The 15749-nt window shown below is 46.7% G+C and carries 10 protein-coding genes; 8 read left to right on the top strand and 2 right to left on the bottom strand.

Annotated elements, in window-relative coordinates; translation table 11 throughout:
- Positions 1-12 precede the first annotated feature (12 nt).
- Genes NQ505_RS04940 through NQ505_RS04925 form a run of 4 tightly spaced genes read left to right on the top strand, consistent with a single transcriptional unit; the run spans position 13 to position 5695 of the window.
- A complete protein-coding gene (locus tag NQ505_RS04940; protein WP_009001339.1) occupies positions 13-1944 on the top strand; it encodes a heparinase II/III family protein in 1932 nt (643 codons plus the stop codon).
- A gap of 14 nt (positions 1945-1958) precedes the next feature.
- Entirely contained in the window at positions 1959-3140 is a 1182-nt protein-coding gene (locus NQ505_RS04935) for a glycoside hydrolase family 88 protein (protein ID WP_009001340.1), read from the top strand.
- Between the two features lie 12 nt (positions 3141-3152).
- Entirely contained in the window at positions 3153-3626 is a 474-nt protein-coding gene (locus NQ505_RS04930) for a hypothetical protein (RefSeq protein ID WP_009001341.1), read from the top strand.
- A gap of 29 nt (positions 3627-3655) precedes the next feature.
- Complete coding sequence (locus NQ505_RS04925; protein ID WP_009001342.1) at positions 3656-5695, top strand: fimbrillin family protein; 2040 nt, start codon at positions 3656-3658, stop codon at positions 5693-5695.
- 538 nt (positions 5696-6233) lie between these two features.
- Here NQ505_RS04925 and NQ505_RS04920 read toward each other — a convergent pair.
- Positions 6234-7148, bottom strand: coding sequence for a helix-turn-helix domain-containing protein (locus NQ505_RS04920; protein WP_009001343.1), 915 nt, complete (start codon positions 7146-7148; stop codon positions 6234-6236).
- A gap of 223 nt (positions 7149-7371) precedes the next feature.
- Between NQ505_RS04920 and NQ505_RS04915 the strand changes: the two genes are divergently transcribed.
- From NQ505_RS04915 to NQ505_RS04905, 3 genes are read left to right on the top strand one after another with little or no spacing between them, the layout of a single operon-like run.
- Complete coding sequence (locus NQ505_RS04915; protein ID WP_009001344.1) at positions 7372-8478, top strand: efflux RND transporter periplasmic adaptor subunit; 1107 nt, start codon at positions 7372-7374, stop codon at positions 8476-8478.
- A gap of 14 nt (positions 8479-8492) precedes the next feature.
- A complete protein-coding gene (locus NQ505_RS04910; RefSeq protein WP_032854078.1) occupies positions 8493-11672 on the top strand; it encodes an efflux RND transporter permease subunit in 3180 nt (1059 codons plus the stop codon).
- 12 nt (positions 11673-11684) lie between these two features.
- Positions 11685-13049: an efflux transporter outer membrane subunit gene (locus tag NQ505_RS04905; protein ID WP_009001346.1), complete on the top strand. Its 1365-nt coding sequence runs from the start codon at positions 11685-11687 to the stop codon at positions 13047-13049.
- Positions 13050-13157: 108 nt separating this feature from the next.
- Here the strand turns inward: NQ505_RS04905 and NQ505_RS04900 are convergent, their stop codons facing one another.
- Positions 13158-14837 carry a SulP family inorganic anion transporter gene (locus NQ505_RS04900; RefSeq protein ID WP_009001347.1) on the bottom strand — a complete coding sequence of 560 codons (1680 nt, stop codon included), beginning with the start codon at positions 14835-14837 and terminating at the stop codon, positions 13158-13160.
- A 249-nt stretch (positions 14838-15086) separates the two neighbouring features.
- On the opposite strand from NQ505_RS04900, the gene rbr reads away from it, so the two are divergent.
- Complete coding sequence (gene rbr / locus NQ505_RS04895) at positions 15087-15665, top strand: rubrerythrin (protein ID WP_004302842.1); 579 nt, start codon at positions 15087-15089, stop codon at positions 15663-15665.
- Positions 15666-15749: the final 84 nt, after the last annotated feature.

Here is a 15749-nt window from a genome sequence, read left to right as displayed (position 1 = left end):
ATTCATTGAACCATGAAAACGATTCTTTTTAAAACAATCATCATAGCTTTCTTTGTGGGAACAGCCGTTAGTTGTTCCGATGAAGATGAGAACAGATTCCGTCCGGGATCTACCCATGAGAAACCGAATCCCACGGAGCCGGAGGGTGGACTGGATTATTCCAAACTGACCGCGGATAATCATCCCCGCCTGTTGATGAACGCTGAAGCCTTCACTGCGTTGAAAGCCAAAGTGGATGCCAATTCGAGTGCCAATCTGACCTTGCTCCATAATACCATTATGGGAGTGTGCAACAGCAAAGGGATGAACGCCACGGCACTGACTTATAAATTGGATGCCAGCAACAAACGTATCCTCGATGTGTCTCGCGATGCGTTACTGCGTATTTTCACCTGCGCTTATGCCTACCGGATGACCGGCGATGCCAAATACCTGACTAAAGCGGAAACGGATATCAACGCTGTCTGCAACTTTCCCGACTGGAACTCGAAACGCCACTTTCTCGATGTAGGCGAAATGGCTACGGCTGTTGCGTTCGGCTACGACTGGCTCTACAACGAATTAAGCGTAGCCACCCGTACGAAAGCGGCCAACGCATTGTTGAAGTTTGCCTTCCAGCAGGCACAAGATAAGAACTGGAACCTCAACTTCTACGAAGCCACCAACAACTGGAACCAGGTTTGTAATGGCGGACTGGTTTGTGCGGCACTGGCTTCCTATGAAAACAATCCTTCCGAAGCAAAGGACATGATTGAAAAGGCGTTAGAATCCAACAAACCTGCATTGGAAGTGATGTATTCTCCCGATGGCAACTATCCGGAGGGCAGCGGTTACTGGTGTTACGGCACGCTCTATCAGGTATTGATGCTTGCCGCCCTCAACAGTACGCTTGGCACGGATAACGGGCTTTCCGATACACCGGGATTCTCCAAGACTGCAGAGTATATGCTGTATATGACAGGCTTGAACAGCAAGTTTTTTAATTATTCCGACTGTGCCCCCTCTTCTACCGCGGCATTGGCTTCGTGGTGGTTTGCCGATAAATACAGTAATCCATCCTTATTATATAATGAGCTGAAAATGCTGAAGAACGGCGAATACGCTTCTTGTGCCGAAAACCGCCTGTTGCCGATGATTATGGCGTTTGCCAATAATCTGAATCTGGACGCAATCTCCGCTCCTTCCAATAAACTATGGAGTGGAAAAGGGGAAACGCCCGTGGTGATGGTACATACCGACTGGACATACACCGATACGGACAAATACCTCGGAATCAAAGGCGGCAAGGCAGGTTCGAGCCACGGGCACATGGATGCCGGTTCATTTGTATACGATGCGTATGGAGTGCGTTGGTCGATGGATTTCGGTCTGCAAAGTTATACAACGCTCGAGTCGGTATTAGCCGGCTTAGGCGGTAATCTTTGGGATATGGGACAGAACTCGATGCGTTGGGATGTATTTCGTTTGAATAACTTGAATCATAGCACGATTTCAATCAATGACGCCCGTCACCGGGTAAATGGGGCGGCTACGCTGACTACTACTATCAATACCGCTACGGAATTGGGAGCCACTTTCGATCTGACAGAAGTAGTGTCCGATCAGGCTGCGTCCGCTACCCGTACCGTGAAAATCGTGAACGATAAAGATTTAGTGGTTATGGATGAGATCAAGGCGAGAACGGATAAATCCGCCAAAGTACGCTGGTGCATGGTGACGCCTGCCGTTCCGACGGTGGAAAGTAACCGCATCGTACTAACGAACGGAAGCAAAGTGATGTATCTCACAGCCAGCGGAAGCGTGAAGCCTACCTACAAGCAATGGAGTACCACCAGTGAGAACTCTTATGACCAGGCTAATCCGGGCACCTATATGGTCGGCTTTGAAGCAACGGTCACCGCCAATCAGACCGCCACATTTACCACAACCCTGTCCCCTAAATAAAAAGAATGGAACGTATGAGAATCCTATTAATATCTATACTCGGACTTTTGACATTGGCCTCCTGCACGAAGCAGGAGCCGATGGAGGCGTTGATTGACCGTGTATTTACCGTTGCGGAGCAACAATACACGGCTATGGACACCCACCTGACAGAAAAGACACTTCCCCGCACGCTCTCTGCCGACGGTGAGTTTGTTCCCTCGAATATCTATTGGTGGTGTAGCGGCTTCTACCCCGGTTCCCTCTGGTATATCTACGAATATACCCGGAAGGACGCAGTGAAAACACTGGCCGAGAAGAACACGCTGAAACTCGACTCTATACAATACGTGACCAGGGACCACGATGTCGGTTTCCAGTTGAATTGCAGTTACGGCAATGCTTTCCGGCTGACAGGTAATGAGGCTTATAAACAAGTGCTCTATCAGGGCGCCAAATCCTTGTCAACCCGCTTCAATCCTGCTGCCGGTGTGATTCGTAGCTGGGACTTTGTACGCAAAGGCTGCGACTGGAAGTTTCCGGTGATTATTGACAATATGATGAACCTTGAACTGCTGTTGTCCATGTCGAAAGCCTACGCCGACGACTCTTTGCAGAACATTGCCTGTACGCATGCCAATACCACTATCCAGCATCACTTCCGGGATGATTATTCCACCTATCATCTGGTGGATTATGATCCTGAAACGGGTGCGGTGCGCGGCAAGCAAACAGTGCAGGGCTTCTCGGACGATTCCTCCTGGAGTCGCGGACAGGCATGGGCCTTGTATAGCTATACGATGATGTTCCGCCTGACGGGGTATCAGAATTATCTGTTGCAAGCCGGGCATATCGCCGATATGCTGCTCCGCCGTCTACCTGCTGACGGTATTCCCTACTGGGATTTCGACGCTCCGGTAGAAGAGCAGACCTATCGGGATGCTTCCGCTGCGGCTATCATGGCCTCCGCCTTTATCGAACTAAGCCGTTATATCCCCGGCACGGAAGCCAAGGAATCTTATCTTGCCATGGCAGAAAAGCAACTCCGTACGCTTGCCTCGAAAGAGTATCTGGCAGAACCGGGTACGAACGAATGTTTCATCCTGAAGCACAGCGTGGGTGCACTTCCTGATAAAAGCGAAGTAGATGTCCCCCTGACGTATGCCGATTATTACTTTTTAGAAGCATTGCTGCGGTATAAGAATTTACAAAAATAAGACTAATACAATATGATTATGAAGAACTTACATATAAGCATGGCATTTATCTTCGTACTACTGCTGATAAGTGCCTCCTGTTCGGACAAGGATGATTCGGCTCCACGTGTCATCCCCACCATGAACCTAACAGTTTCGGAGATTGCAGACAATACGGCTCTGATTACTTCCGAACAGCAAACAGGTACTACATTCGGAGCGAAAGTCATTGATTTCTATCCGGTGGCCGACATCGGCTTTGACTATAACATTGAAGTGAAGCTGGTGAAATTCGTAGAAGAGAACGGAGAACCCGTATCTCTGCCCTATACACGCAAAATCACCGAAGGATTACGTCCGGGAGTGAATTACATCAGTGCGATCATCGCCTATAATGCCGAAGGACGTGCCGTGTGTTCCGCTTTCCAGACCTGGAAAGCTTCAGGAACGGAAGGCGCATGGAGTGACGGCGGTTCTGCCGGTGATCTGGAAGAAAATGAATGGTAAAAATGGTGTAACTCAAAAGAATGAATGGTATGAAAAATAGATTATTTGCAATAGGTGCAATGATTCTCATGATGACAAGTTGCATGCAGGACGAACTTATTTCGTCCGATAAGGGCAAAAAACCGGCAACGGCAGGTTCATGTCTGACATTGGTTGGACTCTCGTCTCCGCAGACGCGTGTTTCTATCGGTGACAAAACTGGGGACGTTTATCCGGTGCTCTGGAGCGAAGGGGATGCCTTGGGTGTGTTCTCCCGTACGGCAGGAACCGACATCAATAATGTGCAGTCTTTATTGAGTGATGAGTCGATCGGACAAAACTCCGGTGTTTTTACTTCGGACGACGTGAAGATGGCGGAAGAAGGAACTACGGAACTTCTTATTTACTATCCTTACCGGGCAAGTGCGGAACTGGCAGAAAATGATAACAAGATTACTTCTACCCTGTCCGTTGAGCAGGAACAAAGCCGTCCCGGCGATAGCCGTCATATTGGAAAGTATGGTTTTGCGTTTGCCAAGGCTACGGTCAGCGGTCCGGATATGCTTGCTAAGTTTACGTTGAACCATGCGATGGCGTATGTGAAGTTCAGTATCTCGTCCCAGGAGCTTTCTACGTACAAACTCAAGAGTGTCTCTTTATATGACAAGGAGACAAAGACTCCTCTTTCCGGTGTATTCACAGCAGATTTGGATACGGACGAACTGACCTACGGTACGGATGTGAAACCGTATGCCACTGTTTCACTGACTACTCCCGAACTGCTCGCTTCCGCACAGGATATATACCTGACTACATATCCTGCCGATTTGAGCGGCAAAGAAGTGTACATTGTCATCACTCTGGAGAATGACCAGCAGACTGTTACAATTCCTATTCTCAAAGAAGGAAAGCAACTGAAAGCCAATGCTGTCAATACGATTGCTGTCAACAACCTGAAACTTTCGGATAATTCCTGCGAATGGTACGAGCCGGTAGAGACACGTCTGCTGGCAGGAGGATGGGCTTATGGCGAGTCCAACTGTCTGTTGACGAATATTTCTACCAGTGGCGTGAGCAATACGATGAGTGTGAAAGCACGTGGTAACTTTATGGAAGTGGAAGAACCCAAGTATGCCAAAACTATTCTGGGTTGCGATTTGAACGTTAATCATAAGATGATTGCCGTGAATGGCTCTACTACGGACATCTCTCCTATTGGCAGTGATTACAATATTACGATCAACACCTATAAAGTAAGTGGAGGCTATGACGGCGGTTGCGGTCAGGTGGCTATCTATGGAGCGGATCAGACTACCGTCATCTGGAGTTTTATTATCTGGATGACCCCTACTCCGGCAGAACACCCTTATGGTAATACGGGATATGTAGTGTTGGATCGTAATCTGGGTACTTATATGACGTGCGAAGGAGACAACTGGAAGCAAAACGGTGTTTACTTCCAATGGGGACGTCCTACGCCGGTCGGCTGGTCGGGAACCGTGGGTACTAATATACCTACCGAAGCCACCAACGTCCGATTCTCTATAGAAAATCCCCGTGCATTGCTTTATACCAATAATGTAGAGAATACAAAATCCGACTGGTATCTGGGCGCATGGACCGGTGCACGTACTGATCGTAAAGATGACTTCTGGGGTAACCCGAATGAATCGAGCACTTATCTCAATCCTTCTGACGGTCATAAATCTATTTATGATCCTTGTCCGAAAGGTTACCGGGTTGTATCTCCTCGCGTATTGGATGAGATAGAACAGAAAGGTGAATTTGTGAAACAGAGCGCAACTGCGGTATTTAAATATTGCTATGACGGTACGAACTATGCTTATTGGCCGTTGGCAGGTTGTAAGTGGGGTTCCAACGGTGGTAATAATGGCAACAATACAGGATTGGATGCCAGTAAGGGTGCCGCTTGCTATTGGTCTAACTCATCGGCAAGCAGTTATGGAAATGACAAGGATCAGGGAGCTACTTCTCTGTATTATAAAGTTTCCGATAAGACGTGGACTCACTCTTCCGGTCGTTCTCATGCATTCTCTGTACGGTGTATGAAAGATACCGAGAATCGTTAGGCTTATGGGGCTGTATGAGGAATTAGAGTTTTCCATTTCTGTTCCATTTTTAAGATTCAGAAGAAAACCGGAATAAGATAAAAGGACCTAATAGAAGAAAAAGTGCATATTCAGTTGCAAGAATATGCGCTTTTCTTTTTATATTGCATTTATTTCCTTGAAATATGCAATATATGGTGTCACTAAACCATCGGTTTGGTGTAATCAAAGCTTCGGTTTGTTTAAAACAAACGCTCTCTTTGGTATAAACAAACCGTCGGTTCCTTTTAAAGGAAGCGAAACTGGGTTTTGGGAGAGCAGAATTAGAGCTGGTTTGTCTTTCTTTTCTGTTGGTTTGTAAATAGCAATCTGATATATGTCTGATGATATAGTGGCCTTTTATACTTTTAAAAGGTCTGCTTTACTGCAATTTGTCTAGCAATAATAGACGTTTGGTATCGCTTGCGAATTGTGCTGTTTTAAATTACAGGCGTTTTTTCTGATTCAGAAGAGAGGAGCTCGAATTATGAGGTACAGAATAGATAAAATATGCGTTTCTTCATATATCCTCTTTTCTGCTCCGGTAACTGGCCGGTGATGTTCCCAAATATGCTTTTACATATTTCCCGAAGAAGGATTGATTGGGGAAGTTGAACTCTTCCGCAATTTCTTTGATAGACTTGTCCGAATGCTTCAACCGGTATTTTATTTGCTCCATAGCCGTTTCATTAATCAAGTCTGACGGAGTTCTGCCACACGCCTGCTTGATAACCTTTGAAAAATGTTTGGGCGTATAACAGAGCTCGTTGGCAAAATAACTCACCGAGCGGTGTATACCTTTGTCTCTTGATAATAGCTCCATGAATTTCCGTAAGGTATAATTCACCTGCTTGATATTCTCTCTCGAACGATCCGACTTGTCGGAGCACTCGATTTCCTTATGAAGCTGCCCCAACATCTCACAGAAGAGAGCGGAAAAGAGATGCTGCATCACTTCCCTGTGGTAGCAATGAGGTTCATCATTTATCTTGGCCACAATTAAATCCCGGTAGAATCCGAAAACAGAATTGTCTTCTTCGTCGCTTACGGACTTCACCGGATTGTTATGGATATGAACGGCTGTGTTCCACGTCTCCTTTTCCATTTTAATGATACGTTGCAGAAAACGGGTGGAGAATCCTGCAAGCCTTACCTTATATTTAGGGCTTAACATCGTATGGCTGATGACGGTATTGGGAAGGCCGAGCAATAGATCGCCTGCCTTCAACTGGTAAGTCCGGTAGTTGATGTCCAGTTGGATGCACCCTTCTATACAGACGGCGATGATGAAACATTCCAGTCTGACAATATCATTATTATCAGGAATTCCTTCCAAGCTGTTGACTATTGCAAAATCATTATCTATATAGTCCAGTGCATGCTGACTGTCCTTAAAGTCTTTTATATCTATTGGTCTGATGTTCTCTTTTTCCATATTCTTTTCTTTTTTTCTTTTTGCAAAGTTGGTGAATAAAGCGGAAAACGGAATGTCCTGATTGCCTTTATAATTGTCTGATATGTCGTTTATTGACAAATAGTTAGCTATAATAAATGAAAAAGGAGAGAATAGGACATCTATGGAGGGAAATTGGTCACTATTGCCTTGTTCTTTTCTCCTACTTTTGTCCAGGATTTAACAAAAGAACAAAAGAGAAAGTATGATTACAGTAAGCAAAAAATGGATACGGCTGATAGGGATTGTCGGTTGTACAGTGTGGATGGCATCTTGCAAGCAGGCATCGGATGCGGGAGTGAAATCTTCTTCTTATGCAGTAATGCAGATAGAAGCGGTGGACAAAGAGTTTTCTTCTTCCTATTCGGCGACTATACGCGGGCGGCAGGATATTGACATCTATCCACAGGTGTCGGGAACGATTGAGAAACTCTGTGTGACCGAAGGACAGAAAGTACGCCGGGGACAATTACTCTTCGTTATCGACCAGGTTCCCTACAAGGCTGCACTGAAAACTGCCACTGCCAATGTAGAAGCAGCACGTGCCGGGCTGGGTACCGCCGAATTGACTTACAAGAGCAACAAAGAACTGTATGCACAGAAAGTTGTTTCCGAATTTAGTCTGAAAACAGCCGAGAACACTTATCTCACTGCCAAGGCACAACTCTCACAGGCCGAAGCCCAGGAAATCAGTGCCCGCAACAACCTTTCTTATACCGAGGTGAAAAGTCCCAGTGACGGAGTAGTAGGCGCATTGCCTTATCGCGTGGGTGCATTGGTAGGTGCTAATATGCCTTATCCGCTTACCACAGTCAGCGACAACTCGGATATGTATGTCTATTTTTCCATGACCGAGAATCAGTTGCTTGCCCTTACCCGCCAGTATGGTGATATGGATGAGGCATTGAAGAATATGCCGGAAGTGGAATTGCACTTGAACGACAATTCGGTTTATGATAAGAAAGGTGTCATTGAATCCATCAGCGGAGTCATCGACCGCCAGACGGGTACTGTCGTAGCACGTGTGGTGTTCCCCAACGAATCACGGTTGCTTCATAGCGGAGCATCGGGCACGGTAGTAGTGCCGAGTATCTATAAAGACTGTATTGCCATTCCGCAGACGGCTACCGTGCGGATGCAGGACAAGATTATTGTATATAAGGTAGTGGACGGTAAGGCTGTCTCTACCCTGATAACTGTGGCCGGTATCAATGACGGACGCGAATATGTAGTGTTGAGCGGACTGAAAGCCGGTGATGAAATTGTATCGGAAGGCGCCGGACTGGTGCGCGAAGGCACGCAAGTTAAATAAGAAGGAGACTGATTATGAAAGGAAATATGTTTATAAAGAGGCCGGTGATGGCAATCTCCATTTCCGTATTGATTCTGGCTATCGGGCTTATTTCACTCTTCACGTTGCCCGTGGAGCAATATCCCGATATTGCACCTCCGACGGTATATGTGACTGCCAGCTATACCGGTGCTGATGCCGAGGCAGTGATGAACAGTGTCATCATGCCCCTGGAAGAGAGTATCAACGGTGTGGAAGACATGATGTATATCAGTTCGAGTGCCTCCAATGCAGGTTTGGCTATTATTCAGGTTTACTTCAAACAGGGCACAGACCCCGATATGGCAGCAGTCAACGTACAGAACCGTGTAGCTAAGGCGCAGGGATTACTTCCGGCCGAAGTTACGAAAGTCGGTGTAAGCACGATGAAGCGCCAGACCAGTTTCTTGCAGATCGGTGCTTTGGTCTGCACTGATGGCCGTTATGACCAGACTTTCCTGGCCAATTACTTGGACATCAATGTTATTCCCCAGATAAAACGTATCGAGGGAGTGGGAGACGTCATGGAGCTGGGTGATACGTATAGTATGCGTATCTGGCTGAAACCGGAACGGATGGCACAATACGGGCTGGTACCGTCGGACATCACCGCTGTACTGGGTGAGCAGAATATTGAAGCTCCTACCGGTTCGCTGGGTGAGAGTTCGCAGAACGTTTTCCAGTTTACGATGAAATATCGCGGACGCCTGAAGAGCGTGGAGGAATTTCAGAATACGGTTGTCCGTTCGCGTGAGGACGGATCGATACTCCGCTTGAAAGATGTGGCGGAAGTAGAGCTGGGCACTATGACATATAGTTTCCGTAGTGAGATGGACAGTCAGCCTGCCGTTCTCTATATGATTTTCCAGACAGCTGGTTCCAATGCTACCGCTGTTAATAAAGAGATTACCGCGCAGATAGAGCGGATGGAGAAAAATCTGCCGGAAGGAACGGAGTTTGTCACCATGATGAGTTCGAACGACTTCCTTTTCGCTTCCATACACAATGTGGTGGAGACACTAATTATTGCCATCATCCTGGTAATCCTTGTGGTATATTTCTTCTTGCAGGATCTTAAAAGCACTCTTATCCCTTCCATCTCCATTATCGTATCATTGGTAGGTACGTTTGCCTGTCTGGTGGCTGCGGGATTCAGTCTGAACATCCTGACGCTGTTTGCCTTGGTGCTTGCCATCGGTACGGTGGTGGATGATGCTATTGTGGTGGTGGAAGCGGTGCAGTCCAAGTTTGATGCCGGGTATAAGTCGCCTTATCTTGCCACTAAAGATGCAATGGGCGATGTGACGATGGCTATCGTTTCCTGTACCTGTGTGTTTATGGCTGTGTTTATTCCCGTTACATTTATGGGAGGAACTTCGGGCGTGTTCTATACACAGTTCGGTATCACAATGGCAACTGCCGTAGGTATCTCCATGATTTCGGCCTTGACGCTTTGTCCTGCTTTGTGCGCCATCATGATGCGTCCGTCGGACGGAACCAAGAGCGCTAAGAGTATTAACGGACGGGTACGCGCTGCGTATAATGCTTCGTTCAATGCCGTACTGGGTAAATATAAGAGAGGTGTGATGTTCTTCATCCGCCATCGTTGGATGGTATGGACTTTGTTGGCAGTTGCCGTTGCCCTGTTGGTTTATCTGATGAGTACCACCAAGACGGGACTTGTGCCGCAGGAGGATCAGGGTGTTATCATGGTGAATGTCAGCATTTCACCGGGAAGCACGCTCGAAGAAACAACGAAGGTGATGGACCGTTTGGAAAATATCCTGAAAGATACACCTGAAATAGAACACTATGCCCGCGTGGCAGGGTATGGACTTATATCCGGGCAGGGAACTTCTTACGGTACAATCATTATCCGCTTGAAGGACTGGAGTGAACGAAAAGGTAAGGAACATAGCTCGGATGCCGTGGTTTCCCGCCTCAATGCACAATTCCAATCTTTAAAGGAAGCGCAAGTATTCAGCTTCCAGCCTGCCATGATTCCGGGTTACGGTATGGGTAATTCCCTTGAACTGAACCTTCAGGACATGACGGGGGGTGATCTGGCTACGTTCTACGAAGCGGCTGTACAGTTCCTCGGTGCTTTGAACCAGCGTCCGGAGGTAGCAATGGCTTATACCTCTTATGCTATTAACTTCCCGCAGATATCGGTGGAAGTGGATGCTGCCAAATGTAAGCGTGCGGGTATTTCGCCAAGTGCGGTGCTCGATGCAGTGGGGAGCTATTGCGGTGGTGCGTATATTTCCAACTACAATCAGTATGGTAAAGTATATCGTGTGATGATGCAGGCTTCACCTGAATATCGTCTCGACGAACAGGCATTGAACAATATGTTTGTACGCAATGGTACGGAGATGGCTCCGGTAAGCCAGTTCGTAACGCTGAAGCAAGTGCTGGGACCGGAAACGGCCAACCGTTTCAATCTTTACAGTACCATCACTGCCAATGTGAATCCTGCCGACGGTTACTCTTCCGGTGAGGTGCAGAAAGTCATTGAAGAAGTAGCCGCACAATCTTTGCCGGCAGGTTACGGATACGAATATGGTGGTATGGCACGCGAAGAAGCAAGTAGCGGTGGTGCACAGACAGTCTTTATCTATGCGATTTGTGTCTTCCTGATCTATCTGATTCTGGCCTGTCTTTACGAGAGTTTCCTCGTGCCGTTCGCCGTTATCTTCTCCGTGCCGTTCGGACTGATGGGTTCGTTCCTTTTCGCCAAATTCCTTGGATTGGAGAATAATATCTATCTGCAGACAGGGGTGATTATGTTAATCGGTTTGTTGGCTAAGACAGCAATTCTGATTACAGAGTACGCCATAGAGCGCCGTCGCAAAGGAATGGGTATCGTGGAATCTGCTTACTCTGCCGCACAAGTCCGCTTGCGTCCTATCCTGATGACGGTATTGACGATGATTTTCGGTATGCTTCCGCTGATGTTCTCTTCCGGTGCAGGTGCCAACGGTAACAGTTCGCTGGGTACGGGTGTAGTAGGCGGTATGGTTGTCGGGACACTGGCATTGCTCTTTGTCGTTCCGGTTTTCTACATCATCTTTGAATTTTTGCAGGAGAAAATCCGCAAACCGATGGAGGAGGAAGCAGACGTACAGGTGCTTTTAGAGAAAGAAAAGAGTGAAGTTGAACGCGAACGTAACTAAATGAAAGAAAGAATGAAGAAGAATATCATCACATTAGTTGCCATCAGTCTGTCGTTGAGCGGTTGTGGCATCTATACCAAATACAAACCCGCCACTGTCGTCCCCGACCATCTTTATGGGGAGGAAGTGGTGGCCGAGGACACTGCCAGTCTGGGTAATATGGACTGGCGGGAACTTTTCACCGATCCTTATCTGCAATCCCTCATCGAAGTGGGATTACAGACTAATACCGACTATCAGTCCGCCCAGCTTCGTGTGGAACAGGCACAGGCGGCACTGATGTCTGCCAAACTTGCTTTTCTGCCTGCTTTTGCCCTTTCCCCGCAGGGAACGGTGAACAGTTTTGATACACACAAGGCTACGCAGGCTTATTCATTGCCCGTTACTGCCAGTTGGGAGCTGGACGTATTCGGTCGTATGCGCAATGCCAAAAAACAGGCGAAAGCACTTTATGCTCAAAGCGAGGATTATCGTCAGGCTGTCCGTACCCAGTTGATAACAGGCATAGCCAATACTTACTATACCCTGCTGATGCTGGATGAGCAACTCGACCTTTCCCGTCAGACGGAGACGGCATGGAAAGAAACCGTGGCCTCCACCCGCGCTCTGATGAATGCCGGACTGGCAAACGAATCCGCTGTGTCGCAGATGGAAGCTGCTTATTATCAGGTGCAGAGTTCTGTACTCGATTTGCAGCAGCAGATCAGTCAGGTGGAGAATAGCCTTGCCTTATTATTGGCGGAGACACCCCGTAATTATGAGCGCGGTATGCTGGCAAAGCAGCAGTTTCCTACGGATCTTTCGATAGGGATTCCTGTCCGGATGCTTTCTTCCCGTCCCGATGTCCGTTCTGCCGAGCGGACACTGGAAGCAGCGTTCTATGGAACCAATGCGGCACGTTCGGCTTTCTATCCTTCTATCACTTTAAGCGGAAGTGCCGGATGGACGAACTCTGCCGGGTCTTTGATTCTTAATCCGGGTAAGTTTCTCGCGTCAGCGGTAGGTTCGCTTACGCAGCCGCTCTTTAACAGAGGGCAGGTGGTGGCACAATACCGCATTGCCCGTGCGCAACAGGAAGAAGCCGCTCTCGGTTTTCAGCAGACATTGCTCAATGCCGGCAGCGAAGTAAATGATGCGTTGATTGCCTATCAGACCAGTCAGGGAAAAAGACTTTTGCTGGACAAGCAGATCGCTTCCCTGCAAACGGCTTTACAAAGTACTTCGCTATTGATGGAGCATGGTAATACTACCTATCTGGAAGTGCTTACCGCCCGCCAGTCATTGCTTAGTGTGCAACTGTCGCAAACGGCCAATCATTTTACTGAAATACAAAGTTTAATTAACCTATACCGTGCTTTAGGGGGAGGTCAGGAGTAAATGACATCATACTCTCTCTGTTTTTTAATTTAGAGAAAGAAGGGCTGCCGGAGAAGTGATTCTGTGGCAGCCCGTTTTATGGTAAATTGTCTTTATGTAGTGCGTCACTTATTTTATCAAGCTCTTTGCCCTCTCCAATGCGACATTGATATTCGGACAGATATTCTCTTTTCCCAGCAGTTCGTAGAATCCGGCTTTTTCCAGTACGTTATGCACGTTCTCGTTTACTCCGGAAAGGATAACGGTGGTTTTTTCCTTCTGTGACATCTCGCAGAGGGTAGTCAGATTATGAATACCTGTGGAGTCGATGAACGGAACCTTACGCATACGGATAATACGTACCTCCGGACGATCTCCCAGTTGAGCCATGGTTTCTTCAAATTTGGTAGCGATACCGAAGAAGTAAGGACCGTTGATTTCGTATACCTCTATGCCTTTGGGAATCATCAGGTTTTCTTCGTGTACGGCAAGATCCGATTCTTTATTGGGGTCGATTTCATCGGTAATCACCGAGATTTCGGTAGTCTCCATAACACGTTTCATAAAGAGGACGCAGGCGATTATCAATCCTACTTCGATAGCGACTGTCAAGTCGAAGATAACGGTCAGGAAGAAAGTAATCAGCAATACGGTGACATCCGATTTCGGATTCTTCAGTAAAGCTCTGAATACACGCCATCCACTCATGTTGTAAGATACGATGACCAGTACCCCGGCAAGGCACGCCATCGGGATATATTGTGCAAGCGGCATCAGGAAGAGTAGAATCAGCAGCAGTATCACTGCATGAATAATTCCGGCTATCGGTGTCTTACCTCCATTGTTGATATTTGTCATGGTACGGGCGATGGCTCCGGTAGCGGGAATACCTCCGAACAGGGGAGCTATGATATTGGCTGCTCCCTGAGCAATCAGCTCTGTATTGGAGTCGTGGCGGTCGCCTATCACACCATCGGCTACGGTGGCAGACAACAGGGATTCGATAGCTCCCAGTACGGCAATGGTGATGGCTACCGGGAATAATTCTCTGATAGCTTCCCAATCCAGTGCAGGTACAACGGCATCGGGCAATTCCGATTTAATGGTAAAACGGTCACCGATGGTCTGGATGCAGTCGATACCTCCGAAAGTTTTCATCAGATAAACGGCTACTGTGACAACGATGATAGCAATCAGTGAACCGGGAATTTTCTTTGAGAATTTCGGAGTGATGGCGATAATAATAATACTGACAATGCTTACAATGGTGTTCCACCAATTGATCGTATCGAAGTGACGGAAATAGATCATCCACTTACCGACGAAGTCCCCCGGCACTTTCTCGTCTCCGAAAGACAGTCCGAAAATATCGGCGATTTGGGTCGTGAAAATAGTGACAGCGATACCACTGGTAAATCCGACGATGATAGGATAAGGGATGAACTTGATAACTGCTCCGAGCTTGAACACTCCTAATAAAATAAGGAGTACACCTGCCATGAGTGTAGCTACAATCAGTCCGGCTTCACCGTATTGCTGTATGATGCCGTAGATAATGACGATAAATGCTCCTGTCGGACCACCGATCTGGACTTTGCTGCCGCCCAATAAAGAAATGATAAATCCGGCAATGATAGCGGTGATAATACCTTTTTCGGGTGAGACTCCCGAAGCGATACCGAAGGCGATGGCCAATGGGAGTGCCACGATACCTACGATGATACCGGCCATCAGGTCCGCCATAAACGTTTCTTTCGAATAATTCTTTAGACAAGAAACCAGTTTGGGTTTAAATTCAAATAGCTTCATTTTTATATGTTGTTATACGTGTACTTCGTTCTTTTTTGCAAAGTGGAGGTTGCAAAATTATATAAAATAATCGAAAGAAGTATGTTTTTGAACATACTATTTATCTATTGATAGATTTCATCGATGAGCCGATAGTTTTTATTCATCAAGAAAAGGTGGCTTGTTATGAACAAATCTCTTATATTTGCGTTATAAATAGTACGACAAGTTACGTTTGGTAATCAACCAATTTAAAATATAAATAGAATTATGGCTAAGAGTATTAAAGGAACTCAAACAGAGAAAAATCTGTTGACTTCATTCGCAGGAGAATCACAAGCTAGAATGCGTTACACTTATTTTGCAAGTGTCGCTAAAAAAGAAGGTTACGAACAAATTGCAGCTATCTTTACAGAAACAGCCGATCAGGAAAAAGAACATGCAAAACGTATGTTTAAGTTCCTCGAAGGTGGTATGGTAGAAATCACAGCTAGCTATCCGGCTGGCGTAATCGGTACTACACTTGAAAATCTTCGCGCTGCTGCAGCAGGTGAACATGAAGAATGGTCACTGGATTATCCTCACTTTGCTGATGTGGCAGAACAGGAAGGTTTCCCGATGATTGCTGCTATGTATCGCAATATCTCCATCGCAGAAAAAGGTCACGAAGAAAGATACCTTGCTTTCGTGAACAACATCGAAAATATGACTGTATTCGCTAAAGAAGGCGAAGTGGTATGGCAATGCCGTAACTGCGGTTACATCACTGTAGGTAAGGAAGCTCCTGAAGTTTGCCCGGCATGTTTGCATCCGCAGGCTTATTTCGAGGTGAAGAAAGAAAACTATTAATCAATAGATTAAGTAGAATAAAGAAATGCCGCTTACAAATTACTGCAAGCGGCATTTTCTGTTTTTATAGGATATATTGCCTTT

The organism is Bacteroides sp. D2, from assembly GCF_025147085.1.
Classification (GTDB): Bacteria; Bacteroidota; Bacteroidia; order Bacteroidales; family Bacteroidaceae; genus Bacteroides.
The sequence above is the reverse complement of the archived record's forward strand: the minus strand, read 5'-3'. Positions and strand labels throughout refer to the sequence as shown.

Bases quoted from the DNA above. Each gene is read 5' to 3' on its own strand.
- NQ505_RS04940 (WP_009001339.1), top strand. From the start codon at position 13: ATGAAAACGATTCTTTTTAAAACAATCATCATAGCTTTCTTTGTGGGA.
- NQ505_RS04935 (WP_009001340.1), top strand. From the start codon at position 1,959: ATGAGAATCCTATTAATATCTATACTCGGACTTTTGACATTGGCCTCC.
- NQ505_RS04930 (WP_009001341.1), top strand. From the start codon at position 3,153: ATGATTATGAAGAACTTACATATAAGCATGGCATTTATCTTCGTACTA.
- NQ505_RS04925 (WP_009001342.1), top strand. From the start codon at position 3,656: ATGAAAAATAGATTATTTGCAATAGGTGCAATGATTCTCATGATGACA.
- NQ505_RS04920 (WP_009001343.1), bottom strand. From the start codon at position 7,148: ATGGAAAAAGAGAACATCAGACCAATAGATATAAAAGACTTTAAGGAC.
- NQ505_RS04915 (WP_009001344.1), top strand. From the start codon at position 7,372: ATGATTACAGTAAGCAAAAAATGGATACGGCTGATAGGGATTGTCGGT.
- NQ505_RS04910 (WP_032854078.1), top strand. From the start codon at position 8,493: ATGAAAGGAAATATGTTTATAAAGAGGCCGGTGATGGCAATCTCCATT.
- NQ505_RS04905 (WP_009001346.1), top strand. From the start codon at position 11,685: ATGAAGAAGAATATCATCACATTAGTTGCCATCAGTCTGTCGTTGAGC.
- NQ505_RS04900 (WP_009001347.1), bottom strand. From the start codon at position 14,837: ATGAAGCTATTTGAATTTAAACCCAAACTGGTTTCTTGTCTAAAGAAT.
- rbr (WP_004302842.1), top strand. From the start codon at position 15,087: ATGGCTAAGAGTATTAAAGGAACTCAAACAGAGAAAAATCTGTTGACT.